The sequence below is a fragment of the Ensifer sp. Root1252 genome (assembly GCF_001425885.1).
GTDB classification, from domain to species: Bacteria; Pseudomonadota; Alphaproteobacteria; order Rhizobiales; family Rhizobiaceae; genus Ensifer; species Ensifer canadensis.
Window position 1 is genome coordinate 60,968 of record NZ_LMDT01000014.1, and the last position, 24,439, is coordinate 85,406.

General features: G+C 57.1%; 19 protein-coding genes. 12 read left to right on the forward strand and 7 right to left on the reverse strand.

Annotation, left to right across the window (positions count from 1 at the left end):
• Positions 1-4: 4 nt before the first annotated feature.
• The 4 genes from ASD02_RS17470 to ASD02_RS17485 all read left to right on the forward strand — a co-directional run bounded on the left by ASD02_RS17470 (position 5) and on the right by ASD02_RS17485 (position 5,716).
• Positions 5-691, forward strand: coding sequence for an HAD family hydrolase (locus ASD02_RS17470; protein WP_063978353.1), 687 nt, complete (start codon positions 5-7; stop codon positions 689-691).
• Between the two features lie 406 nt (positions 692-1,097).
• Entirely contained in the window at positions 1,098-3,233 is a 2,136-nt protein-coding gene (locus ASD02_RS17475; protein WP_082555561.1) for a nucleoside-diphosphate sugar epimerase/dehydratase, read from the forward strand.
• Between the two features lie 30 nt (positions 3,234-3,263).
• Positions 3,264-4,463: a glycosyltransferase gene (locus ASD02_RS17480; RefSeq protein WP_057220974.1), complete on the forward strand. Its 1,200-nt coding sequence runs from the start codon at positions 3,264-3,266 to the stop codon at positions 4,461-4,463.
• Positions 4,424-5,716, forward strand: a complete 1,293-nt coding sequence (locus ASD02_RS17485; RefSeq protein WP_244494236.1) for a glycosyltransferase family 4 protein — start codon at positions 4,424-4,426, stop codon at positions 5,714-5,716. Before ASD02_RS17480 ends, ASD02_RS17485 begins: the two co-directional genes overlap by 40 nt.
• Here ASD02_RS17485 and cysQ read toward each other — a convergent pair.
• The 5 genes from cysQ to ASD02_RS17510 all read right to left on the reverse strand — a co-directional run bounded on the left by cysQ (position 5,671) and on the right by ASD02_RS17510 (position 11,822).
• Positions 5,671-6,474 carry a 3'(2'),5'-bisphosphate nucleotidase CysQ gene (cysQ, locus tag ASD02_RS17490; RefSeq protein WP_057220975.1) on the reverse strand — a complete coding sequence of 268 codons (804 nt, stop codon included), beginning with the start codon at positions 6,472-6,474 and terminating at the stop codon, positions 5,671-5,673. The genes ASD02_RS17485 and cysQ overlap by 46 nt on opposite strands.
• Positions 6,471-8,366, reverse strand: a complete 1,896-nt coding sequence (cysN, locus tag ASD02_RS17495) for a sulfate adenylyltransferase subunit CysN (RefSeq protein WP_057220976.1) — start codon at positions 8,364-8,366, stop codon at positions 6,471-6,473. The genes cysQ and cysN overlap by 4 nt, the downstream gene beginning before the upstream one ends.
• On the reverse strand, positions 8,366-9,265 hold the full coding sequence (cysD, locus tag ASD02_RS17500) for a sulfate adenylyltransferase subunit CysD (protein ID WP_057220977.1): 900 nt from the start codon (positions 9,263-9,265) through the stop codon (positions 8,366-8,368). The genes cysN and cysD overlap by 1 nt, the downstream gene beginning before the upstream one ends.
• A 173-nt stretch (positions 9,266-9,438) precedes the next feature.
• Positions 9,439-10,401 carry a class I SAM-dependent methyltransferase gene (locus ASD02_RS17505; RefSeq protein ID WP_057220978.1) on the reverse strand — a complete coding sequence of 321 codons (963 nt, stop codon included), beginning with the start codon at positions 10,399-10,401 and terminating at the stop codon, positions 9,439-9,441.
• Between the two features lie 92 nt (positions 10,402-10,493).
• A complete protein-coding gene (locus ASD02_RS17510; protein WP_082555560.1) occupies positions 10,494-11,822 on the reverse strand; it encodes an O-antigen ligase family protein in 1,329 nt (442 codons plus the stop codon).
• A gap of 209 nt (positions 11,823-12,031) precedes the next feature.
• On the opposite strand from ASD02_RS17510, the gene ASD02_RS17515 reads away from it, so the two are divergent.
• Complete coding sequence (locus ASD02_RS17515; protein WP_057220980.1) at positions 12,032-14,305, forward strand: exopolysaccharide transport family protein; 2,274 nt, start codon at positions 12,032-12,034, stop codon at positions 14,303-14,305.
• 34 nt (positions 14,306-14,339) lie between these two features.
• Here ASD02_RS17515 and ASD02_RS17520 read toward each other — a convergent pair whose 3' ends face one another.
• Both ASD02_RS17520 and ASD02_RS17525 read right to left on the reverse strand, forming a co-directional pair.
• Positions 14,340-15,194, reverse strand: a complete 855-nt coding sequence (locus ASD02_RS17520) for a sulfotransferase (protein WP_057207724.1) — start codon at positions 15,192-15,194, stop codon at positions 14,340-14,342.
• Between the two features lie 22 nt (positions 15,195-15,216).
• Complete coding sequence (locus ASD02_RS17525) at positions 15,217-16,404, reverse strand: glycosyltransferase family 4 protein (RefSeq protein ID WP_057207725.1); 1,188 nt, start codon at positions 16,402-16,404, stop codon at positions 15,217-15,219.
• 773 nt (positions 16,405-17,177) lie between these two features.
• On the opposite strand from ASD02_RS17525, the gene ASD02_RS17530 reads away from it, so the two are divergent.
• The 7 genes from ASD02_RS17530 to ASD02_RS17555 all read left to right on the forward strand — a co-directional run bounded on the left by ASD02_RS17530 (position 17,178) and on the right by ASD02_RS17555 (position 24,415).
• The gene (locus tag ASD02_RS17530) at positions 17,178-17,615 is read left to right on the forward strand and encodes a hypothetical protein (protein WP_146160908.1); all 438 of its coding nucleotides are present in this window, start codon (positions 17,178-17,180) and stop codon (positions 17,613-17,615) included.
• Between the two features lie 342 nt (positions 17,616-17,957).
• Complete coding sequence (locus ASD02_RS17535; RefSeq protein ID WP_244494237.1) at positions 17,958-19,742, forward strand: sensor histidine kinase; 1,785 nt, start codon at positions 17,958-17,960, stop codon at positions 19,740-19,742.
• Positions 19,703-20,392, forward strand: coding sequence for a response regulator transcription factor (locus tag ASD02_RS17540; protein ID WP_063978352.1), 690 nt, complete (start codon positions 19,703-19,705; stop codon positions 20,390-20,392). Before ASD02_RS17535 ends, ASD02_RS17540 begins: the two co-directional genes overlap by 40 nt.
• Positions 20,393-20,458: 66 nt before the next feature.
• A complete protein-coding gene (locus ASD02_RS17545; RefSeq protein WP_057220981.1) occupies positions 20,459-21,790 on the forward strand; it encodes a GDSL-type esterase/lipase family protein in 1,332 nt (443 codons plus the stop codon).
• Positions 21,791-21,939: 149 nt separating this feature from the next.
• Positions 21,940-22,371, forward strand: coding sequence for a hypothetical protein (locus ASD02_RS17550; protein ID WP_057207728.1), 432 nt, complete (start codon positions 21,940-21,942; stop codon positions 22,369-22,371).
• Positions 22,372-22,418: 47 nt separating this feature from the next.
• Complete coding sequence (locus ASD02_RS39220) at positions 22,419-22,568, forward strand: DUF5989 family protein (RefSeq protein WP_107027808.1); 150 nt, start codon at positions 22,419-22,421, stop codon at positions 22,566-22,568.
• A 14-nt stretch (positions 22,569-22,582) separates the two neighbouring features.
• On the forward strand, positions 22,583-24,415 hold the full coding sequence (locus ASD02_RS17555; protein WP_057220982.1) for a carbamoyltransferase: 1,833 nt from the start codon (positions 22,583-22,585) through the stop codon (positions 24,413-24,415).
• Positions 24,416-24,439: the final 24 nt, after the last annotated feature.

Sequence of the window (24,439 nt, forward strand, 5' to 3'; positions counted from 1 at the left end):
CCAAATGCGCTCCTTTGCTCGCGGGATCATCTTTGATCTCGATGACACACTCTATTTAGAGCGCGACTTCGTCTTCAGCGGCTTTGCGGCTGTCGGCGCATGGTGGCAGCAAAGAACCGGACAGACCGATTTTGCTGTGCGGTGTGCCCGTCTTTTCGCGGCGGGAGTCAGGGGCCAGGTTTTCGATCTTGCGCTTGCGGAAACGGAGGGCGAGGTCGACCCTTCTCTGATAAAGCAACTGGTGACGATTTACCGGCACCATCAGCCATCAATCTCACTTGCCCCCGACGCGGCGCGTTTTTTGTTCGATCGCCCGAACGATGACTTCATCGGCATCATCACCGATGGACCAGTCTCGACCCAGCGTTCGAAAATCAAAGCCCTTGGACTCGAGCATAAAGCTGACCTCGTCCTGTTTACGGATGCCTGGGGCATGTCTTATCGCAAGCCACACCCAAGAGCATTCGAAGCTGTCGAGACTGCGTCGCATCTAACGGCAGCGCAACTCACCTATGTTGCCGACAATGCCATCAAGGATTTTGTCACGCCCCGAACAAGGGGCTGGCAGACCGTTCAAATCCTGCGCGACGATCGCATCCACCGGTGCGACGCGCCGACGCCGATGCACCAGGCACAATCACGAATCGTTACATTCGACGAACTCGAGTTAGCGCTCGACCGCTGTCCTTAATCCCCTCACTTGTCGCAATTCGACACTTGCGAACCTAAATGCTTGATCTTTATGGACGTCTGCCTGCGCCATCAAAACCCATCGATCTTGTAGATTACGTTTATCGCCCCAAAGGATTAATCCTTCAAAATTAGTTTACTTTCCGAAATCAAAGTGGTCTCTAGAGTTCAATGCAAATAGGGAAAAGGTAAAACACGCTCCGACACCGAACAGGTCGAGAGCGTATATCTTTTTTATGCTATGGAATTGACGGAACTCCACCAGAAGTAACGCATATACTTTCGGTCGTATTACTCGCCCGGCCCATTCTGGCCACCGGTTAGCGAAGCCATGTCGAAGGAGGGGCGTTATGTTTCGCATTCCGACCGCCTTTAAGGCGTTTTACGGTGCGTGGGCATTTCGTGTAATGAATCATCGAGCCATCGCAGACAGCGCAGCGTTCCCGGCAACTGCCCGGGACGCCGCGATCACACTTGCGCAGCTTGGCGTCAGGAAACTCAAATCGGCCGCTCGTGGCGCACGAAAGAACGCTGCTCTCTATGCGGTGGATTTGGCATCCGCTGCGATCGCGCTTTTCCTCGCACTATTCCTGCGGTATGGGCCTGGAGGCCTGAGCGATCGCCCCGATACGATGCAGATCCTGGCTTGGTCGTCTGCCCAGTATTTGGCGGTCTGCGCGGCCATGTTCCCGCTCTCGGGTCTCTACAGTCGAAACTGGAAATACGGGTCAATCAGCGACCTCGTGATTATCATCCGCGCGGTGGTCCTGACCTCGCTCGTGCTCATCGCCCTTTTGTTCTTTTCGACACGCCTCACCGATATGCCGCGAACTGTCGTGCCGCTGCAATCGCTGCTTTTGATTGCCTTCCTTGCGACCTCCCGCTTAAGCTTCCGCGCAGACGAATTCCTGCCTTCCAAAAACAAGCGTTCGGAAAAGGCCGACGCCGATGGCCATCGCCACCGCGTTCCCCTGCTTCTGGTTGGAGCCGGCAACGCCGCGGATCTCTATCTACGCGCTTTGTTTCGCGATCCGGCGGCGCCCTATGTGCCGGTCGCCTGTCTCGACACGAGTGAATCTCAAGTTGGCCTGATGCTGCATGGGGTACCGATCGCAGGCAGGCTCGAGGATCTGGAACAGGTCGTCGCCGATCTCAGGGCCGAGGGCAAGCAACCCTGCCATATCGTTTTCACCGAACCCCTGTCGTCCTTCGATGAGACGGCTTCGGGCGAGTTACTCCAAGCCGCCGAACGCCTTGGGATCGCAGTCTCGCGGCTGCAAAGCGCTACGGAGTTCAAGCAGACCAGCAACGAGAACCCATACGAGCTCCGATCGATCGAAATGACAGACCTGCTCGAACGGCCGCAGGCCGCCCTCGACAAGGACGCCATCAGGCGCTTGATTGCCGGCCGGCGAGTTCTTATCACTGGGGCAGGCGGGTCGATCGGCAGCGAACTTACCCGCCAGATCGCCGCTTGCGGCCCGGCCGAGATCGTCCTGGTCGACAATACCGAATTCAATCTCTATTCGATCGACCTGTGCCTAAAGGAAGAGTTTCCGGAGATCCGCCATTCGAACTGCCTTGGCAGCGTTCGGCGCAGCCAGAGGGTCAATGAGATCTTCGAAGCGCACTTGCCGGAACTGGTCTTCCACGCCGCCGCGCTCAAACATGTGCCCATGGTTCAGATCAATCCCTGCGAAGGCGTCCTGACCAATGTCATCGGCACCATGAACGTCGCGAACGCAGCCAAGCGGTTCGGTGCACTCGCCATGGTGCAGGTGTCTACCGACAAGGTGGTGAACTCCTCCAGCATAATGGGCATGACGAAACGGCTTGCCGAACTCTATTGCCAGGCGCTCGATCTCGATGGTGTCACAAGCGGGCAGGGACCCCGCTTCATGACCGTTCGCTTCGGCAACGTGCTTGGATCAAGCGGATCCCTTATCCCGCTCTTTAAGCATCAGTTGGCCAAGGGCGGTCCGTTGACGGTCACGGACGCGAGAATGACGCGTTTCTTCATGACCATCCGAGAGGCCGTCGAGCTGACGCTTCAGGCATCGGCTTACGGTTTTCAGAAGCAGATAGGCCAAGGCGAAATCTTCGTTCTCGACATGGGCGAGCCTGTGAAGATCATTGACATCGCTCGACGCATGATCCGTCTGGCGGGCTTCGTGCCGGACAAGGACATCATGATCGAGATCGTTGGATCCCGACCGGGCGAAAAGCTGTTCGAGGAACTGTTCGATCCGACCGATAAGCGCATCCAGTCGGCCATCCCCGGCGTGCTTGGAGCGGTCCCTCAACCCGTGCCCTCTTCGGTGTTGAAGAGCGCATTCAATCGTATGCAGCGCGATGCCGAACGATGTGACGAGAGTTCTGTTCTGGCAGCGATCGCGCAATTGTTGCCGAATGCGGAAATCCCCCAAGACATGATTTCCGCAGCAAGGGCGGCTCGTCGATCGACCGGTCGCAGTGTTGGCGTTATCGCGCTCGGCAAAAAGACGGCGGTGCGGCCGCAGACCACCAGCAGGCCGCGTCAGTAGGTATTGGTGTACGCAAGGAAGGAGCATGGCATGGCAGGGATCCCCGTACTTCATTGCATCACGGGGCTGAATGTCGGCGGTGCGGAATACATGCTCGCGCGCTTTGGCGCAAAGCTCGCTCAAACGCATTACGACCCTTCCGTGCTGTCGCTGATGTCGCCCGGCCCGATCGCGCGCGATTTGCAAGCGGCCAACATCGATATCGCGACACTCCAAATGAACCAGTCTCGACCAGGCCCTCGTGCCTTGGTCAGACTGCGTGCGATCGTGAGATCGTCTCGCCCGAGCCTGCTTCACGGATGGATGTATCACGGCAATGTCGCAGCATCGCTCGGAGCGCTGCTCGGCGAGCGACAGCCCACCATATGGAGCATTCACCACTCCATCGCCAACCTCGCCTCAGAGAAACTGCTGACACGTGCCGTTATCCGGCTGAGCGCTTCCCTTTCCCATCGCACATGCGCAATTTCCTACTGTTCGCGGGTGTCGGCCGACCAGCACGAAGCGCTGGGTTTCGATCCGGACAAGCGGCGTATCATTCCAAACGGTGTCGATTGCGATCAGTTTCGCCCACGGCCCGACGCGCGACGGTATCTCTGCGACGCGCTCTCAGTGCCCACTGAGCGCTTTCTTGTCGGCAATGTCGCGCGCGCACATCCGATGAAGGACCATGGCACCTTCGTGCGTGCAATCGCCACGCTTCGCAGCCTGGGGCTTGATGCTCACGGGATCCTGATCGGCGACGGCCACGAAAATGGGATCGTCCGACATTTGGCGGCCGAACTCGGCATAACACCGATGATCACCGTCTCAAACGCACGTGCGGACATTGACCGCCTGATGCCGGGCCTCGACCTATTCATGCTGTCGTCGGCTTGGGGGGAAGCATTTCCACTGGTCGTGGCTGAAGCAATGGCCAGTGGCGTGCCGGCGATCGCCACCGATGTCGGAGACTGCGCATGGCTGCTAGGAGACCGGCAGATGGTCGTTGAACCGGAAAACGCAGATGGCCTTGCAAAACTTGCCGCGTCGATCCTCTGCCTGTCGCAAAGCGCCCGGCGGCAACTGGGAGAACGCGCGCGTAGGCGCGTCGTCGAGCGGTTCTCGCTGAGATCCTACGTCGACAGCCACCTCGCGCTCTACGACGAGATCCTCGACCAGCAAGCCACCAATGCGGCGCGGCAAATTGGGTGGCAGGCACCGGTCAACGCAGCCCGTCGTATGCGGTAGCGGCCATGAAGGCATCAAAAACCGTTCCCAGCAAAACGGAAGCACCCCGCACCAGGATAGTCCTGATTGCGAGCTTGACGTCGTCGCTAACGAACTTTCGTCGCGAATTGATCAAGGATCTTGTCAAGGCGGGGTTTGATGTCGATGCCATGGCCCCTGACCATGATCCGATCGTGGAAGAAGAACTGGATACGCTTGGTGTGCGTTTCATCCGAATTCCCATGTCGAGGGCCGGGCTGAACCCCTTTGCTGACCTTGTGACGCTCGCCGCACTGGTCCGTCACTTCCTGAAAGAACGTCCGGCGGCGATCCTGCCCTATACGATGAAGCCGATCATCTACGGCGGCATTGCCGCGCGGCTCTGCGCGGTGCCCCATAGGTTCTTTCTCGTCACCGGACTCGGCCATATGTTCGCTGTCGAGCCTGACGAAAGCGCCGTTCGCCGATCGCTGCGCTCGGTTTGCGTCGGGCTCTACCGATGCGCGATGAAGAAGGCACGGGCCGTCTTCGTATATAACGAAGCGGATCTTGCCGACATCAGAGAGCGCCGGCTGGTCGACGACCCCTCTATTGTCTCGACAGTGCCGGGGTCGGGCGTCGATCTTGATTACTACCACGCATCGACGCCACCGCTTAAGCCGACGGTTTTTCTTCTGATCGCCCGGCTCCTGCGCGACAAGGGCATCCCGGAATATGTCGCTGCGGCGCGGATAATCCGCGCGCGCCATCCCGACGCCATCTTCCGACTGCTGGGGCACTATGATCCCAACCCGACGGCGATTAGCCAAGGAGAAGTCGCTGGATGGGTGCAGGAAGGTGTGGTGCAGTATCTTGGAACCACCCGCGATGTGCGTCCGTACCTTGCGGCGTGCAGTGTGTTCGTGCTCCCCTCCTACTACCGGGAAGGCATCCCCAGAAGCATTCTGGAGGCGATGGCGACCGGACGCGCAATCATCACGACGGATCTACCCGGCTGCAGGCAAACGGTGGACCCAGGTGTCAACGGCGTTTTGATCGAACCTCGCAGCGTCTCGTCGCTTGTTGAAGCGATGGAAGGCTTCATTGAGAAGCGTTCCGCGATTACCGCCATGGGGCGCGCTTCGCGCCGGATGGCGGAAGAACGGTTCGACGTCAGGCTGGTAAACCGCCTGCTTCTTGCGCGTATGCAAATAGACGACAAAGCGACGACCGCATGCACCGACGACAGTCAGCACCAACCCTCAGGCGGGGCCGCGGCCCAGGCGACGAAGTGAGGGTTGGCGAAGTCGCAATCGCTCACCTGCCGGCACTTGCCATACCTCAGGACCGAGCCGTCGAGGCGCAGCACCGTTCCGCCGGCAGCAGCCAATACCGCATCACCGGCGGCAGTATCCCACTCCATCGTCCGGCCAAAACGCGGATAGACATCCGCCCGCCCCTCGGCCAGCAGGCAGAATTTTAGGGATGAACCAACCGAGGTACACTCCTGGACATGGTGCCGGGCAAGGAATCTCTCGGTTTCCGCGCAGGAATGGCTGCGGCTCGCGACCGCGATGATCGCGGTTTCACGACCGCGCGCGCGGATCTCCCGTCGCTCGCACACGCGACCGAAGCGATCGATCTCCAGGCGCTGCGCGATGCCACCGGCCGCAACATAGGCTCGTCGCAAGGCCGGGGCATACACGATACCGGCAATCGGCTTGCCGTTCTCGATAAGGGCAATGTTCACAGTGAAATCGTCACGGCGAGCAATGAACTCTTTGGTGCCATCGAGTGGGTCGACCAGATAGAAGGTGCCTTCCTCAACGGAGGGAGCACAGCCCGCAGCTGCCGCCTCCTCCCCGACGATGGGGGTACCGGGCGAAACTTTGGCGAGACGTTCGAATATCACCGCCTCGGCCCTGAGATCGGCTTCGGTAACGGGCGATCCATCGGCCTTCGCAACGGCGTCAGCGCCGGCATGATAGACATCGAGAACGGCGATGCCCGCAGCCAGTGCCGTCTCCTCGAAAAGTTCGGACAACGCGTTCATTGCAACTGTCGCCGTGCGAGAAAATCTTCGATCTGGAGGGCGAGATCCGTCGGCTCGCTGTCGATAGTCGAAAGGCGCAGCTCCGGATGCTCCGGCTCTTCATAGGGTGACGAGATGCCGGTGAAATTGGCGATCTTGCCGGCACGGGCCTTTTCATAAAGCCCCTTGGGATCGCGGCGAGCGCATTCCTCGATCGGCGTATCCACGAAAATCTCGATGAATTCACCTTCGGCCATCAGTTCGCGTGCCATGCGCCGCTCGTCGCGGAACGGCGAGATGAAGGAAACCAGAACGATCAGGCCGGCATCCGCCATCAATTTTGCCACCTCGGCCACGCGCCGGATGTTTTCCACCCGATCCTCGTCAGTAAAGCCCAAATCCCTGTTCAGGCCGTGTCTGACATTGTCGCCGTCGAGAAGATAGGTATGCCTGCCATGGGCATTGAGGATCCGTTCGAGCGCGTTGGCGATCGTCGATTTGCCAGAGCCGGAAAGCCCCGTGAACCACAGGACGGCAGGTGTCTGCTGTTTCTGCGCACTTCGCGCCTGCTTGTTGACGTCCATGGCGTGCCAGTGGACGTTGGCCGCGCGCCTCAGTGGAAAATCGATCATGCCGGCGCCAACGGTGTCGTTGGTCAGGCGGTCGACGATGACGAAATTGCCGGTTGCTTTGTTGTCCTTGTAGGCGTCGAAGGCGATCGGAGCCTGCGTCGAGATATTGCAGACGCCGATCTCGTTCATCGTCAGCGACTTGGCTGCCTCCCGGGCAAAGCTGTTGACGTTCACGCGATGCTTGAGCTTGGTGATCGTCGCGTTGACGCTGTCGGTTTCGGTCCTCAGGATATAGCTGCGGCCCGGAAGCAAAGGGTTGGCGTCGAACCAGATAACATGAGCTTGCAACTGATCGGCGACGAAAGGCCGAGCTGATGGCGACGTCAGCATGTTGCCGCGGGAGGCATCGACCTCATCTCTAAGAACCAGGGTAACGGCCTGGCCGGCCTCGGCGCTTGCGACTTCTCCGTCATAGGTCACGATGGACTTGATCGCCGTTTTTTGTCCAGACTTGGCGACCGTGACCGGATCACCGACGGCTATCCGGCCGGACGCAATCTCGCCGGCATAGCCGCGAAACCCGGCATTGGGCCGATTGACCCATTGTATTGGAAAGCGGAACGGGCGCTCGGCGACCTCTTTGCCGACATCGACGGTTTCGAGATATTCGAGCAGGCTCGGCCCCTGGTACCATGGCGTGTGCATTGACCGGGAGGTGACGTTGTCGCCATAACGCGCTGATACGGGAATGGCCTGCACGGTTTCAAAACCGAGCGTCAGCACGAATTTGCGATAGTGGGTCTGTAGCGCTTCAAATATGCTCGAGCGATAGCCGACGAGATCGATCTTGTTCACCGCAACGACCACGTGGCGAATGCCAAGAAGCGAGGCGAGGTAGGTGTGGCGGCAGGTCTGCGGCAGCATGCCGTGCTGGCTGTCGACCAAGATAATCGCCAGATCCGCCGTCGATGCGCCGGTCACCATATTGCGGGTATATTCCTCGTGGCCGGGCGTGTCGGCGACGACGAACTTGCGCTTGGCGGTCGAGAAGTAACGGTAGGCGACATCTATGGTGATGCCCTGTTCTCGTTCCGCCTCAAGCCCGTCCAGCAGCAGCGAGTAATCGAGGTGATCGACCTTTCCCTGCCGTTCGCTCTCCCGTCCCAGGTCCGCGACCTGATCCTCCAGGATCAAGCCGCCGTCATAGAGCAACCTGCCGATCAAGGTGGATTTTCCGTCGTCGACCGATCCGCAGGTGATGAAGCGAAGAAGCGACTTGCTACCTTCGACATCAAGGAGCCCCGCCACTTCAGGCGAAAATACCGAAGGTTGACCGTGCATCAAAAGTATCCTTCCCGCTTCTTCCTTTCCATGCCGGACGCTTCGTCGCGATCGACAAGCCGGTTGCGCCGCTCCGAGGAGCGGCTGAAGACCATCTCCTCGATGATCTCGGGAACAGTCGTTGCCGTGGACGGGATGGCGCCGGTGAGGGGATAGCACCCCAAGGTGCGGAAACGCACTTGGCGCTGACGGACGATCTCGCCCGGCTGCAGCGGCATGCGGTTATCATCAACCATGATCAACATGCCGTCCCGTTCGACGACCGGACGTTCGGCGGCGAAATAAAGCGGGACCACCGCGATGCTTTCCTGCAGGACATATTGCCAGACATCCAGTTCAGTCCAGTTCGAGAGCGGGAAGACCCGCATGGTTTCTCCCGGCGTGAGCCTGGTATTGAAGGTCTTCCACATCTCCGGTCTCTGTCGCTTGGGATCCCAAGCCTGACCGGCAGTGCGCAAGGAAAAGATCCGTTCCTTCGCCCTCGATTTTTCCTCATCGCGCCTCGCGCCCGCGATCGCCACGTCGAAGCGATGTTTCTCCAGCGCCTGGCGCAATGCCACCGTCTTCATGAGGTGGGTGTGGACGTTCGAACCGTGCTCGAAAGGACTAATGCCTTGAGCGACACCATCTTCGTTGATGTGAACGATAAGCCTGAGATCGTTGTCTCGTGCGACTTGGTCCCTGAAGGCGATCATCTCCCTGAACTTCCAGGTCGTATCGACGTGAAGCAGCGGAAACGGTGGTTTTGCAGGAAAGAATGCCTTCATCGCCAAATGAAGCAGCACGCTTGAATCCTTGCCGACGGAATAAAGCAGCACTGGGTTGGCGGATGTTGCCGCGACCTCCCTCATGGTGTGGATGGCTTCGGCCTCAAGGCGGGCAAGATGCGAAAGAGCCATGCGACAACCCCTTTGTGTCGCGTTGCGAAATCGACCGGCGCAAATCAATTGTCGTCGGGAAAGCGGCACAGCGGCTTCCCGAAACAGGTTTCGTAAATGATGTTCGAATTTAAGGTCCGCGCCGCCCCGGTGGCAATTAGCGAGAACGGGTTAGCCTAAAAGGGTAGGTCGGGTCAGGCGTGTCGCCCCTGCGCCCCCTGGTAGTGGGCGATAATGGCCTTCGGGGAAATCGGCGCCTGCGCTTTCCGACCATAAAAATACACGCCGCTTGCGCCATCCTCCGCAAAGCGTGCGGGAATGATCGCATCCAGATATTGCGTCCAGAAGAAGGCGAGCTTTGCAAGCTTGCCCAGCATCACCGACCGAAAGACACTGCGAACGAGATAGTCGACTGACCACATGAACTGCGTGCCGGGGCCACCATTGGCCCCAGATGAAATCGTCTCGAACCAGCGGAACAGATATCGATGGCCGCTTTCGCTGAACCGGGTGAAATCGAATGCTCCCTCGTGCACCTGCTGCATGAAGGGCGTTTCAGCGTAGACGAGCCCCTTGTCGCTCAGGACGCGCCAGATCTCGGACACGACCTGGGCAGGCTGGAGGACGTGCTCAAGAACGGCCTGGATGACCACTGCGTCGAAAAAGTCGTCCGGCAAGGGAATCTGATGGGCGTCGGCTATGAACTGGGTGAGGGGGGAGGCATAGACGTCGAAGGAGTAGACGCTGATCTCCGGATGCTCATAGAGCGGTTCCATTCCTTGGCCAATACTCCCGCCGCCGATGACAAGAAGCTTGGCCGGGCGGGCCGCGGTCGTCTGCAGGTCATCAACCAATCGATTGACGTTGGAGACAGTACTCTTTTTTGTCGGCGAGAGCAGTTTCTTGAAGAACCTTGTCAAGCGACCGTATTGTTTGCGCTCGATGGGGCTTGCCGCCTTCGAGCGTAGGAAATCGCCTTCGCTAAACACGGATTCCGAAAAATCGATCATAACCGGCTTGCCGTCGACCAGGCGATAGGACATCTCGGGGTTCTCGGGACAGACCGGTTTCAGCACATCGGGTGAAACGCGCGCCAGTTTCGAACCGGTGCGCGGGCAACGCAATGCTTCAAAGCATTCTTCCACTTCGACCAGCATCACTTATCCTCGCCCTCAGCAACTGGAACCGCATCTGACAGTTTGCGTTGCGACAGAAACTTGCGTTCCTTCAAACAGTTTCCGCGCACGAACTAGCGAATAGGACCTAACCCTGACCTAGGGCGTCCGGCCCGCAATATTCGCGCAGGCGGTAGCGCTCCATTGCCGATGCTCCTTTTCTCCACAGCGCGACAATAGCTTGTTGCCAGTCCTAGCGTAAGGATTATTGGGACAGTCCAGAACCGCCCATAAAGGTGAGGAAACGCATTAGCCATCAACGCGAACATAGACACGCTGACAAGCGCGCAGGCAGCGTAAGCTGCACCTCCCGGCACGCGATACGTCCGCACAATCGGGAGAAACGTGGCAGCAATCATAACACCAAAACCTATGGCGGCCATGATTCCGCCTTCGGTCGACAACAAAAGATACAGGTTGTGCACGGGCTGCCTGATGGCGCTGGTGACTTGGTATTGATCGGCGCCGACACCGATCCACAATGTCTCCTGCACTCGACCAAGGGCCTCATGCATCAATTCGACGCGATGGTCAAAGGTTCCAGCCTGGCTTAGATCGCCCGTTTCCAAGGCGCCGAGCACGCGTTTTTGAAAGACCGCCGGCAGGTAGTCGCGGCCGGAGTGCACAATCCAAATGGCAAAGGGTGTCAAACAGGCAAGGCCGACCACGACATACTTCCAGCTGCCGCTCAGGACCATGAACCCGAGGAAAGTGAACGCAAAGCCGGCAAGACCGGTATTCGAACCCGTCAGCAAGATGCCATAGGCCATGGTTGCCCCAATGACGATCGCATAGACTTTGCCGACTTTTCCCTTGGAAGCCAGCAACATAAGCATCGGCATCGCAAGCGCGATTACGGCCGCGCATTCGTTCTCCCTTTCGACAAATCCCGTCAAGCGACCATTGCCGCTTACGAAAGCGGTGTTCTTCTGGCCATCGATATGGATCAGGTAAATCCCATGCAAGCACATGAGGAAGATCGACGCTACGTAGACCTTGGCGAAGGTCCACATGGTGCCCAGATCGCGCCCGCAAACAACAAGGGCAACAACCAGATAGGCGAACAGATATTGCCCGACGATGACGATGCCCCGTATCGGGGCGGTGGACAGAAGGCTGCTGATCATCAGCCCGGAGCACAGCAACACCAGACCGCAAAGCCACACAGTCGCCGATGCCCGCCCCCACAGCCGTAGCGGCAATCCACCGGTAAGCGCACGCAACCCAAGAGCGGCGCAAAACAACAAGTCGCTCAAGGTGAAATAGAACATGTTCGTGCGCAAGAAATTCACCGCCGAAAGGAAAACGGCACACACGGCACAGGCGAATTCAATCCTTTGCCAAAAGGTGTGTCGGTCGGAGGAGATCGGCTGAACACCGGACGTTCGTGTCATGTGCGTCATTGACGTCGACCACAACCATTGGGAAATGAGTTCGTTATTCTACAGGCCACATATTTGCACACATGCTTGAAATGAATCCGCTAAAATTCCCTTTGACATTGTTCCCAAACTGCTCCCAAGTAAATAGGCGAATGTGAAGCCTAATATCACTTGTTGACCGACCGACGTGGACGCAAATGGCTCCAACGGAGGACTCGGGATAGGCCATCATGCTGTTATATGACCGAGAGTACGAAGCCGATGAGAAGGGTGGGCGCCGATTTGGACCAGTACCGCCGGTCTCGCGCGACACCTCGTCCTATGAACTTGCGGATATCGTCGACTTCTTCCGGCGCCACGCCAAGCTCATCTTGATTACAGCCCTGACGGGCACCCTGCTCGCTACCATTATTACCCTGTCGCTCACCAAGATCTATACGGCCTCCTCGACGCTCGTCTTCGACCGCAACGATATCCGGCCGTACGAAGCCGTCATCGAATTGCAAAAGCAGGAACGTGACAAGTCCGCGATGGAGACCGAAATGGATCTCATCAAATCTCGCGAATTCCTCGGCTTTGTGGTTGACGACTTGAATTTGATGGAAGACCCATACTTCAATGCCAGATTGTCAGCAGACACTCAGCAAGACGCATCGTCGTTTTGGGGATGGCGGTGGTCTCCACGCAAAGCGCAGGCAGGACCGCGGCGCGTGACGGCGGGCCAGAATGTTCATCGGCCCACTACCCTCGACCCAGTCAACCGTGATCGGGTCATCACAAAACTCGCCGCTGCCATCTCTGCCGATCGCAAGGGCGAAAGCCTTGCGATGACAATTTACGTTCAGCATCCCTTGGCGCTTTATGCAGCCGAGATCGCCAATGGCGTAGCAGCGGACTACGTGGTTTGGTCAACCCAGATGAAAGAACTTGCAGCGCATGCGACTGTCGATACCCTTCGCACCCAGGCCAAAGATCTAGTGCAGTCGATAGCCAAGAAGGAACGCGAGATCGCCGACTTCACGATGCGCAGCGACCTGACATTCGATCCACGCGACGATGTTCTGCGTGCCCGCACCGAACAGCTCAATCAGCAGTTCATTCTGGCGAGGGTCGACGAAGCCGGCGCATGGGCGAAGTATAATGAGGCCAAGAACATTCTTTCAAAGACCGGCATCGACTCCGCCGGCCGCGTTATGACGTCGGACCTGCTCGGCTCGCTGCGAACCGAACAAGGAAGGCTGGAACGCGGCCGGGCCCAACTTGCCTCGAAATTTGGCAAGAACCACCCCCAGGTAGTCGAGGTCGATGCGGAATTGGCGTCGAATCGCCAAGTGATCGAAGGTGAAATCAATCGCATCCTCCAGGAACTGGAAAACGATGCGAAAGTCGCAACCGTCAGGGTGCAGAAATTCCAGGAGGAAGTCGGTCGGCTGCAGAAACAAATGCAGGACCGAAATCTCGATGAAATTCGCCGTCGTGAATTGGAGCGTGACCTGCTGACCGAGCAGAAGCGCTATGATGCAGTGGTCCTGAGACTCGGCACGCTCGATCCGGAGAAGGATGAGATCAAGGCCACGGCCCGCATTGCGTCGTTCGCCGAAGTTCCGATCGATCCGTCGTTTCCCAAGCCCGGCTTACTCATTCCCATTGGCGGCTTGGCTTCGCTACTGCTGGGCATGGTTGGCGCGATGGCGGTCGAGGCGGCGGACGGACGCGTTCGGACGGCCCGCACGCTCGAAGCGATCGTCAACCAGCCGAACTATCTCTCCATCCCCGATCTAACGGCGACGTTGAAACCGGATCAAACGCTATATCGCTCCATTCTCGCCGACCCACGCTCACCATTCGCACGCTCAATGCGCTCTCTATGTCTCGGCTGGAAGAGCCAGGACGCATCCAAAGTCGTGATGTTCTGCTCTCCTTCAGCCAATGAAGGCAAGACAACTTGTGCCGTGGGCATGGCCACCGTTGCCGCTCTGAACGGTTTGCGTTCCGTTATCCTGGACATGGACCCCGGCCCTACGGGGGCGACCACGATGATCGGAGCGCCGCAAAGGCCATTCAATCTCGATCTTGTGGCCGATGGCGCCACCGATCTGACCTCAATTAGCGCGCAAGCACCTGACTTTCCTTTTGTTCACGTTCTCACCTCGCGTCTGACGCTCCAGGATCAGGAGCGTATTTTTGGAGAACTGCGCAGGCACTTCGATCTTATCATCGTCGATACGCCTGCGGCCGATAATGATGACGACGCGATCTGGCTCGCAAGCCATGTCGATGCGGTGTTTGTGGTTGCCGCTGCGGAGCGGACCTACGAGAAGAACCTCCTTGACCTTGTCGAGCGACTAACGACAAGCCGCGCGAGGATCATCGGGAGCATCCTAAATTTTGCCGGCATCTATCGGCCAAAGCCGGTGTGGAGATCGCCGCATGACTGGCTCAGGAGCAGGTTGGGCTCATGGAGGAGAACGGACAACTTGGGTTTGCAGGTCCGGCGCTCCTAACCCGAGTTCGAGCCATGGGTGGCGCCCCAAAAGCCTACACCGATGGGCGCTTGACATCTTCCATGGGGGCTTTCAACCAGTCGCCTAAGTCGCGGCCAAGCAAACCTGCAAGGCGGTCGGTCTCGTCCTCATAGTAACCGATCATTCGCGAGGTCAATTCCTTGTTGAGCGGTACATACTTGAACTCTGCCGAGATCATTGATCTCAAAAATTCGAAGCCTTTCGTGTCACGCAAGGGGGCAACGATCGGTTTAAGTGGCTTGAGTATCTGCCGTAATCTGGCGTCCACCAGAGGTTTGGTCTTGTCCTTTACCCTCTGAGCGACTGGCTCAAAAGCGGGGTTTCCGTCAAGGCCGAGAAACTGCCGCAGGTCCTGAACCTGCCCGGCGGCATCCCTCTTGAGGTCTTCGTAAAACAGAACGAGCAGCCTTTCCCGAGGGAAGAACTCGAGAAACCGGCGCAACTGCCGGAAATACAACCCACCCTCGAGGAACCTGCCGCCCGCACCCTGGCGCGGATCGAGATAGCGCTCGATGTCACCAGTCGCCTCGCCGCGGCGATGGAGCATGCAGTAGTCGGAATAGGCCCGCTCAACGGGATTTCTCAGCTGTGCCACCAGTAAGACGTGCGGCAGACTTTGGTGGATACGCGCCGCGGCGGCAGGGGTATCAAGGTAGGAGTTCGACTTCTCACCGATGACAAGACCCTCGCTGGTCGGCTTGAAATTCTCCAGATACCAACCATCTCCGCGATCGTGGTAGCGACTGAAATAATGGATCTCCGGATCCGGCATATGGACACGTGGATCCAATTGCAGCGATTGTTGCAACCAGGTGGTGGCGCTCTTCGTTGCGCCAATGATCAGGAAGTTGATATCGCCCATTTCCATCGTCTGCTCCTCAAGGCCAAACTCAGGGTGCTGTCCTTCTTACTCCAAAGCTCCGGTACTCGCGTCCAACGATGCGCTCGTAAAGCAGGCTGATGCCTTTGACATGAGCCTCGGTGCCATATTTCGTCAAAGCGTTTTCACGAGCCGTCGAACTGATGCGGCGATGTTCCCCGGCGTTCATCAGCAGTCTCGCCAGCGGATCGACGAAGGCCTCCGGCTTTTCAGGCTCAACGAGGAAACCAGTCACACCGTCGACGATTGCCTCGATGTTGCCGCCGTGGCGGGTCGCAATCACAGGGGTCTCGAGCAACATGGCTTCAATCAACGTCCGCCCGAAGGGTTCGTTGATGGCCGGAACCAGCAATGCGTCGAGCGCACTCATGCAAGGCGCGACCGGCGCGCGAAAGCCCATCATTTTGATACGCCGCTCGACTCCAAGTTCCAGCGCGCGCGCTCGCATCTCCGGTTCCGGGTTCGGAAGGTCTGGTGATGGGATTCCGAAGACGAGGCCAACCAGCGGGAAATCCGGAAAGCGCTGGAGGAAAGCGTGGATGACCTCGACAAACCTGACCGGGCGCTTCCTGTCGATCAAGCCCCCCACATAGCCGACGAAGCGGGTTTCCTCGGGCAGGTCGAGTTCCCTGACGAATTCGCGCCTGCAGTCTTCGCGATCGGGCAAAATGGTTGGGTGATCGAAGGGGCTGTGCAGTACGCTCAGCTTATGGGAAACCGGCAGGATCGGCCGCGTCGGCTGCACGTAGCGCGAGACCGTAACAATGTGATTTGCCAATAGAGGCGCCATGACGTTAACGCCGAAGGCATCGGGATCGCCGCGATGATGCCAAAGCAGCCGCGCGCCGGAAAGGCGAGCCGCCAGGGCCCAGGTCGCGTGCATCTGGCCGTCGTTGGTATGTACGATATCAACCTCATGTTCACGAAGGAATGAACTGAGTAGCGCAGTGGTTCGTGCATATCCAAAACCGCGCGAGAGCTTGCCAGCCACGCCATATGAATGGCGAGGCGACATCACCGCAACTTCGGGCGACTTGACGAAAGACACTCCACGTTCTGTGAGATAGGCTTCAAGTGCCTTTCCGGGCTGATGCAGAATGACAAGTGGTTTATATTTCGATTGATCGAGCGCACAGATCAAACCAACGGCGGAGATGTGGCTGCCGCCGACTTCATCTCCCACAAATGGATAGGCCACTACGAGACGGTCAACGTCGCTCAGGATATTCTTCTCCCCGGATCGCCTCTCCCTGGGAGCCACGGTCCTTTCTGCGGTTGAGCTAATCTAACGCGGGTTCTTCCGATGATCCATTACAATCCGACTGCCGGCTGTCGATCGCTCGCCGCTGCAGTAAAGACCATCGTCAGCCGTCCAGCCTTCATGTGCAGACCCACCCCTGAGGGCTGGAAATTGGTAGGTTGAGGCAGAGACGGCGGCTTGTTTTGCATTTTCAAGCAATCCCGGCCAGTTGAGCCGCAAGCTTCGGCCTGACGAAATCGTCGCCGTCGGCCACAAAGCGCTCATCGAGCCAGAAAATTTAGAAACCTGGGAACCGATATCAAAAGTATCGCATTGGGTCAGCCCCGTCGCTTCGACCAATGATAGGCGGTCTAATGACAATCAAGCGGCATTGTGAATGCAAGTCCCACAAACGAACGCAGAGTGGTAGACGTTGATCACCGTCTCGAATGCCGATTTTTGCTAGCCGAGAACAACGATCTCCCGCCGCAGCTCTTCAATTCGGGCATCGATATCACCCAGTTTCGGACGTGCCGCGCAAACGACCGTGCATCCCGTTCGCATCGGAAATTTCCACCGATATATCCAACGACATATACTCTGCCAACGGGGAACGAGTTACAGTCTTTTGTTGAATGGCTGGCGGATAATCCGATGGGTGATTTGCTGTGCGATGACTGTCCTGCGTACGGCGGTATTGCCAAGTCGGAATGATTGGGCTGGAGTTGACCATGTTAGGTTGCAGCGTCATCGAAATCATGCCATCGAACGGGCGGGTCCCTGCGGAATTGATCGAAGCAGGCTATCGGTCAAGCCAGTATGGTCTCGTCGTATTTATCCTGAACAACGTGACCTACCAGGCTGTTAATTTGGTTCTCGATCCGGTCGTCAGGACAATGCCACTGTCAATCCCAGGCGTGCTTTACGTAAAAATTGGCGACGAGCAACGAGTGCGCGAAGCGGTAACTTCCGCTTCGATCGTATATTTCGCGAGCAATTCTCTTTACAACTTCGCTGCAAATTATGGCGCAGCGCCCAAGCTGGTCCATTTAGATTTGCCCCCGCAGTCGAATGACACAGACGAGTTATCAGCTATACGAGAACATATTCCCCCACCGGAAACCGTCGATTGGCGCCACCACAGCTTTCATCATATTTCCGCGGCATAACTCAGACTTCAATTCTGCTGTGAAGAAGACAATTGTCAGTTGCTCCGAATCCCAAATGAGCAAGAAGGCGACGCTGGCGAAAATGGGCCTACCAGCCCGTTGAAAAAGTCGGTCGTTGGCACGGGCAAGGCTATGCAATTGATCATTCGGTTTAAGTTCATTTTTTAGTATGTTATGCTGACGTAATTAAGCGTTTCAGGCTGGAATGCAGCAAATCCAGTGTCTGAGAGGAAGCAACCGCCGGTCTCGTATAGAGCAGATAGCAATCAATAGCTTAATTCTGAGCGCCGTTTACGAGCGAGGGTAAGGCGGCCCTAGCTCGGTCATCGCTGGAGACGGGCCATGCGTATGAATGCCTGGCGGAACTTCATACTTAGGGGCAACATTGCCTCGCCTCTTCGACCCCAAGGTTTTAGCAACACCTGCGACGCGGACGCAGCACGCGGTCGAACGACCTGGATCAACACACACCGTGCACGTGCGGATAAGGTCATTGCTATTGGCCGTATCATGTCAGTGATCGCAAGCCTCTCGATAGCCTGGCTCGGCGCGATGCATCAGCCGCGTCCTCCCCAGTTTGTACTTCCATTTCTGTCGGTCTACCTCGCATACGCGATCCTCTGCGCAATCCATGTTTGGCGAAGTAAGATTTCGCGTGTAAGCGGCACCCTGATACGCCATGCGGTGGATGTCGTTACCTTTGTTTTTTTCATGCTACTAACAGGTGGCGCTTCCAGTCCATTTTTCATATTCATGCCCTTCGTTCTCCTGAGTGCAACGCTGCATTGGCGTTGGCGAGGTGCGTTTTGGACAGCGCTCATCTGCATGGCAGTTCCTGTTTGCCTGGTAGCGTTCGATACCGGTGCTGACGTGACGACGGACGTCTCACACATCCTATTCGTGACTGTCGCCGGCGTTCTACTGGTCTGGCTCGGGGCTCACCAAGAAGTAGTTCGCGCGGAGATGCTGCGCCTGGTGGAGAAAACTCCTGCGACACCCGAAGGACCCGAGTGGCCCGCTGGTGCCGCTCTTGAATACGCAGCGCACGTGATGCGCTCGCCCCGCGCACTCCTGATCTGGAGCGACCCGGACGAGCCATGGACCTATGTAGCAGTTCGCGAGAATGGCGCTTGCAGTGTCACGCAATTGCCGCCGGACGCCTATTGGCCATGGGTTGCGGAACCATTGCAGCGCGCCAGCCTGCTAATCGCCGACGCCAGCCATTCTCAAATCCTCATCCACCGGGGCGAGGGATATTTCGACGAATGGGCCGACGCAGTGTCGCCTGTTTCACCTGTTCTCGCTGGCGATTTTTCGATAGCCTCTGCGGTCTCGGCGCAATTTCGAGTGGGTGATCTTGAGGCACGCATCTTTCTCTTGGATCCACCGACACTTTCGCTTGACGACGTGGCCATTGCAGAGGTCATCGCCGACAGGATCAAAGCATTGTTCGAGCAGGCTATCTTGATGCGCAGGCTTAGCGATGCAGCGGCTGTTGAGGAACGTATCAAGATCGGGCGCGATCTTCACGACGGAGTACTTCAAGCTCTGGCCGGAACGGCGTTGCAACTCCAGTCCCTGCGTTCGTTCACTCTCGGGGAGGATCAACAGATCGACGGGCGTGTGACGGCCATCCAAGCCATGCTTGCCGATGAGCAACGCGAACTTCGCGCTTTCATCCGCGCGCTCGAACCAGGCCAAGGATACCGCAACTTCGCCGAATCTCATTTAGCACGGCAATTCGAGGCATTGGCTCGGCGTTTGCGCAAGCAATGGTCGATTGATATTCGCTTCGCTTTAAGCCCCATAGATCTGCGTCTTCCCGCCACGATGGTCTACGAGCTCATACGCATGGCTTCCGAAGCGACGGCCAATGCGGTGCGTCACGGTGGTGCGAAAACACTTGAAATCAACTTACAACTGGATGCCGGTACGATCTTGTTAACGGTCGATGATGATGGATCAGGCTTCGGCTTTGAGCGACGGTTTGATCATGCGGAACTGAAGAATACCAAGACCGGACCTCGCAGCCTTCGCGAACGCGCCGCAGCGCGTGGTGGAGAGCTTTCGATCGACAGGGTTGCGCAATGGACACGGATCTTGATCAGATTGCCGGTGCACCAATGAGCCTGCGCGTTGTCATTGTCGATGATCACCTGATTGTTCTGGACGGGTTGCGCCGCATGATCGAGACCGAGGAAAATACCTGGGTGGTCGTCACATGTCGAAGTGCGTTCGACGCGATTGCTGCGATCGATCGGGAACGGATTGACCTCGTCGTCGTAGATCTGCGAATTCCCGGAATGAGCGGACTCGAGTTCATTCATTACATCCGCACCCGTGGGTGGGACCTGCCAATTGTCGTCCTTACCGCGGATATCAGCGACGAAGATCTTGCCATAGCAATGCAATATCGCGTGAATGGCATCGTACTGAAGGAACAGGCACCGACCATATTCCTTAACTGCCTGCGGACCGTTGCCACCGGCGGCACATATTTTACGGACAGAAACATGGTCTGTGCGCTGGACCGGCTGCGCGAACGTGAATCCCAATACAACTCTCTGCTGCAAGCATTGACACCGCGTGAAGTTGAGGTTTCGCGTCTTGCCGCCGATGGATTGCGTAGCAGGGCGATAGGGGACGAGCTTGGAATTTCTCCCGGCACAGTCAAGCTTCATCTTCACAGCATCTACGGCAAACTTGGTATTTCAACGCGGGTGGAGCTCGCAAACCTGGCGAAACGGCAATGGCTGACGAACGAGACCCGATCTTAGGAAGACGTGAGGCGCGGTTTGCATGAAGCGAGCTTTGAAGCGCAAAGGCGAGAAAGCGGAAACGTTGTGATCAAGAGAAACCTTGGCATATTAATCTGCGTGCTCATTGCAGTTTATCTCCTGGTGAGCCCCGCATATGCGCTCCTAAATTTCCGGGATTTTGCCTCGGATGTTCCACTTTTCATTCGCTACGTTGCCATCCCCGGCCTGCTTGGAATCGCCTTCCTGGGAATAGGTTTGTTGGCCAAACCGTCTTTTGCAATGGCTGTTGGCGTTTACGGTCTGAGCGTTCTCGTGGCCCTTTTCGCATTTGAGGCGTTTCTCGCCTTCCAATCGATCTCGGTGCGACTGGCTATGCTGGGTCAACTCAACCCTGCTCAGGCTGAAACAGTTGAGCAGGACAAGAATATCGTACGAGGCTTCGCCCTAGGCAGTCTGAACCGTTTTTTGCAAACACAAAAGCTATCGACAGCCCTTTTGTCGGGCTTCCCAAATACCAGCGTCGTCCTGTGTACACCTGACAATCAAATCATAAAGTACACTGCGGACCGCTATGGCTTCAACAATCCGGACGATGTTTACGACCTCCCGATGGACCTGATGCTTTTGGGTGATTCCTTCGTCGAGGGATTTTGCCTGCCACCAGGCCAGGATCTTGCGTCGCGTCTAAGGGCCAGCGGTTTTTCAACGGCGGGCGCGGGAATTCGCGGCAACGGCCCTTTGCTTGAGCTCGCGACGCTGGGCCGCTTTGGGCCACTCCTTCGACCACGCCACGTGGCGATGGTTTTCTTCGAGGGCAATGACTGGGAGAATTTCGAGAATGAGCTCAGCAAACCTTGGCTGCGCGATGCGCTTTCGCCAGCCGCCCACTTTGGCACACAGTTAACCGCACAGCCGGCATCGCTTCAGGCCAGAGTCATTTTGAACCGGAACAACAGCAAGCCCATCAACTACATTGATATACTGACAAGAACAGCGATGCTTCGAAACTTCCTGGCCCTGCAGCAGACTTTTACTAGGCTCGGATTGATTTACCCAAAGGCGGCTCGTGAAATGCCGGAATTCAGGGAGACCTTGCACCGAGCTAAAACAATAACCGCCTCATGGGGCGGCAGATTCACCCTTGTATATGTGCCGCGGGTCGACCGCTTCGTCGGCCCATTTTCTACAGACCGCGTATACGATCAGCTCCGCACAATCGTGACCGATGCCGCGGCGGCCGAGGGAATCGAGGTCATTGATCTTCGCAATGCGTTAGAGGGCAAACCTGACCCGGCGCGCATGTATGCCCCGGACAGCCATTTCAGCCGCGAGGGGGCAGCCTTTGCCGCTGATGTCATTAGCCGACACTTGGAAACCGTCGATAGGTCGTCCAGGATGGTAACGAATATGAGGTGACTGCGAGAAGCAATGTGGGGCGACGTCTATATCCATTGGTATATTGACCGAGACTTTGCGCACCTGTTGAATCCCCGCCAGACGTATGAAATCATAATCGAGCTACGCCCGTTACCGTCTTCTGTTCTGTACATTCTGGGCAAGAAACAGTGAGCGAATCGCACGAGCAATTATTCGAGGATATTCCGCAAGGGCCATCGAATCGTAACTTCGGTTACACGGTGGGCGGTATCCTCCTTTGCCTTGTTGTGGCGAGATGGATAATCACCGGAACAATGACACCGGTCATGTTGGGCTTTGCGAGCGTCGGTGGCCTTCTGGTCTTGCTGGCTCTTATTTACCCGGCCTCTCTCACAATTCCCAATGAGATTTGGAGCAAGCTCGGCCTGCTCCTGTTCAAGGTCGTCAATCCCGTCGTGATGCTCATCATCTATGTAACAACGTTCGTGCCTATAGGGTTGCTCCTGAGAATGCGAGGTTACGACCCTCTCGCACTGAAATTTGACCGGGCGGCGGTCACCTATTGGGTCAACCATCCGTTAGAAGAGGCGGAGCCGTCCACAATGCGAAATCAGTTCTGACGACGCGGTTTTTTTGCTGTGATCGAACGTCGAAGAAGGACCGAAACATGGAAATGGTACGCGAGCTTTTCCACTATATGAGCGTCCGAAAGAAGTTTTGGCTGCTGCCCGTCTTTATCATGGTCGCAGTCTTTGGAGCTCTTTTGGTCCTGACCCAGGGCACCGCGGTTGCTCCCTTTATCTACACTCTGTTCTGACGCGGAGAGGGTGAGTGCGAGTTCTTGGAATCTCGGCCTTCTATCATGACAGCGCGGCGGCCTTAGTCGAGGACGGACGTATCGTCGCTGCGGCGCAGGAAGAGCGCTTCACCCGAAGGAAGCACGATGCGGCCTTTCCAATGAGGGCGGTTGAGTACTGTCTGGCCGAGGCAGGCTGCGGCATGAGCGAAATCGACCACGTCGTCTTTTATGAAAAGCCATTCTTGAAGTTCGAGCGATTGCTTGAAACTTATCTCACAACGATCCCGAGAGGCTTTCGCTCGTTCAAGACCGCGATGCCGATATGGATCAAGGAAAAATTGTTTCAAAAGAAACTTCTGCGGCAGAAGCTGGGAAAACTGGCTGGCTCGAAAGAGTGGACAGGCTCGCTCCTGTTCACCGAGCACCATATGGCGCATGCAGCCAGCTCCTACTTTCCGTCTCCTTTTTCGAATGCGGCCGTGCTGACAATGGACGGCGTGGGCGAATGGTGCACCACATCAATAGGGCATGGCACCGACGATCGCCTCGCCATTTTCAAGGAGATACACTTCCCCCATTCTCTGGGCCTACTCTATTCCGCTTTCACCTATTACACGGGATTCAAGGTAAACTCAGGCGAATACAAACTTATGGGCTTAGCACCTTACGGGCAGCCGCGTTTTGCCCAAACTATTCTGGATCATCTGATCGATTTGAAAGAGGACGGCTCGTTTCGCCTCGATCAACAGTATTTCGACTACTGCACTGGTCTTACAATGACTTCCCCGGCCTTCCATCGTCTCTTTGGAGGCGAACCACGAAAACCGGAATCCGCCTTAACCCAGCGCGAAATGGACCTGGCTGCGTCCATCCAAGCAGTGACCGAAGAGGTGGTCCTGAGGCTCGCACGCTTTGCACAACTTGAAACGGGCGAAAGAAACCTGTGCCTTGCCGGTGGTGTCGCGCTGAATTGCGTCGCAAACGGTAAGCTCCTTAAGGCAGGCATATTCGAGAATATCTGGATCCAGCCGGCAGCCGGCGACGCCGGAGGTGCTCTTGGCGCGGCCCTTACTGTTTGGCACGGTTTCCTCAGCAATGGTCGGAAGGTCAATGGTCGCGATAGCATGGAGGGCGCATATCTTGGCCCCGCCTACGGCCAAAAAGAGATCGAACAGCGCCTTACTACCGCCGGAGCCGTCTACGGCGTTCTTTCGGACAGCGAGGTTACCGAGAGCACCGTCGATGCTCTCGTTGAGGAGAAGGCTGTGGGGTGGATGCAAGGCCGCATGGAATTCGGGCCGCGAGCGCTCGGGGCGCGATCCATATTGGGCGATCCGCGGTCGCCTACCATGCAGAGAACGCTAAATCTCAAGGTTAAATATCGCGAGAGCTTTCGCCCCTTTGCGCCCTCTGTCAGGCGCGAGGATGTATCGGACTGGTTCGATATCGATGTTGACAGTCCCTACATGTTGCTTGTTGGCGACGTATTGGAAAGTCGAAGACATCAACCGAACACTGATGAGCAGGAATTATTCGGCATCGACCGCCTGAACGTCTCACGATCGCAGATCCCGGCTGTTACTCACGTCGATTATTCGGCCCGAGTGCAGACGGTGCATAGAGAGACCAATCCCCGTTACTGGGACTTGCTGACTGCCTTTAAGGCGCGCACCGGCTGCCCGGTTCTAGTCAATACGAGCTTCAATGTGCGTGGCGAACCGATCGTCTGTACTCCAGAAGACGCTTTCCACTGCTTCATGGGCACCGAGATAGAAAGGCTTGTCATTGGAAACTGCGTCCTTCGAAAGGAAGATCAGCCCGACCGCCTCAAGCAGGACTACAAGGAGCACTTTGAACTAGACTAACACCTTGATTCACATTGCCGCGCT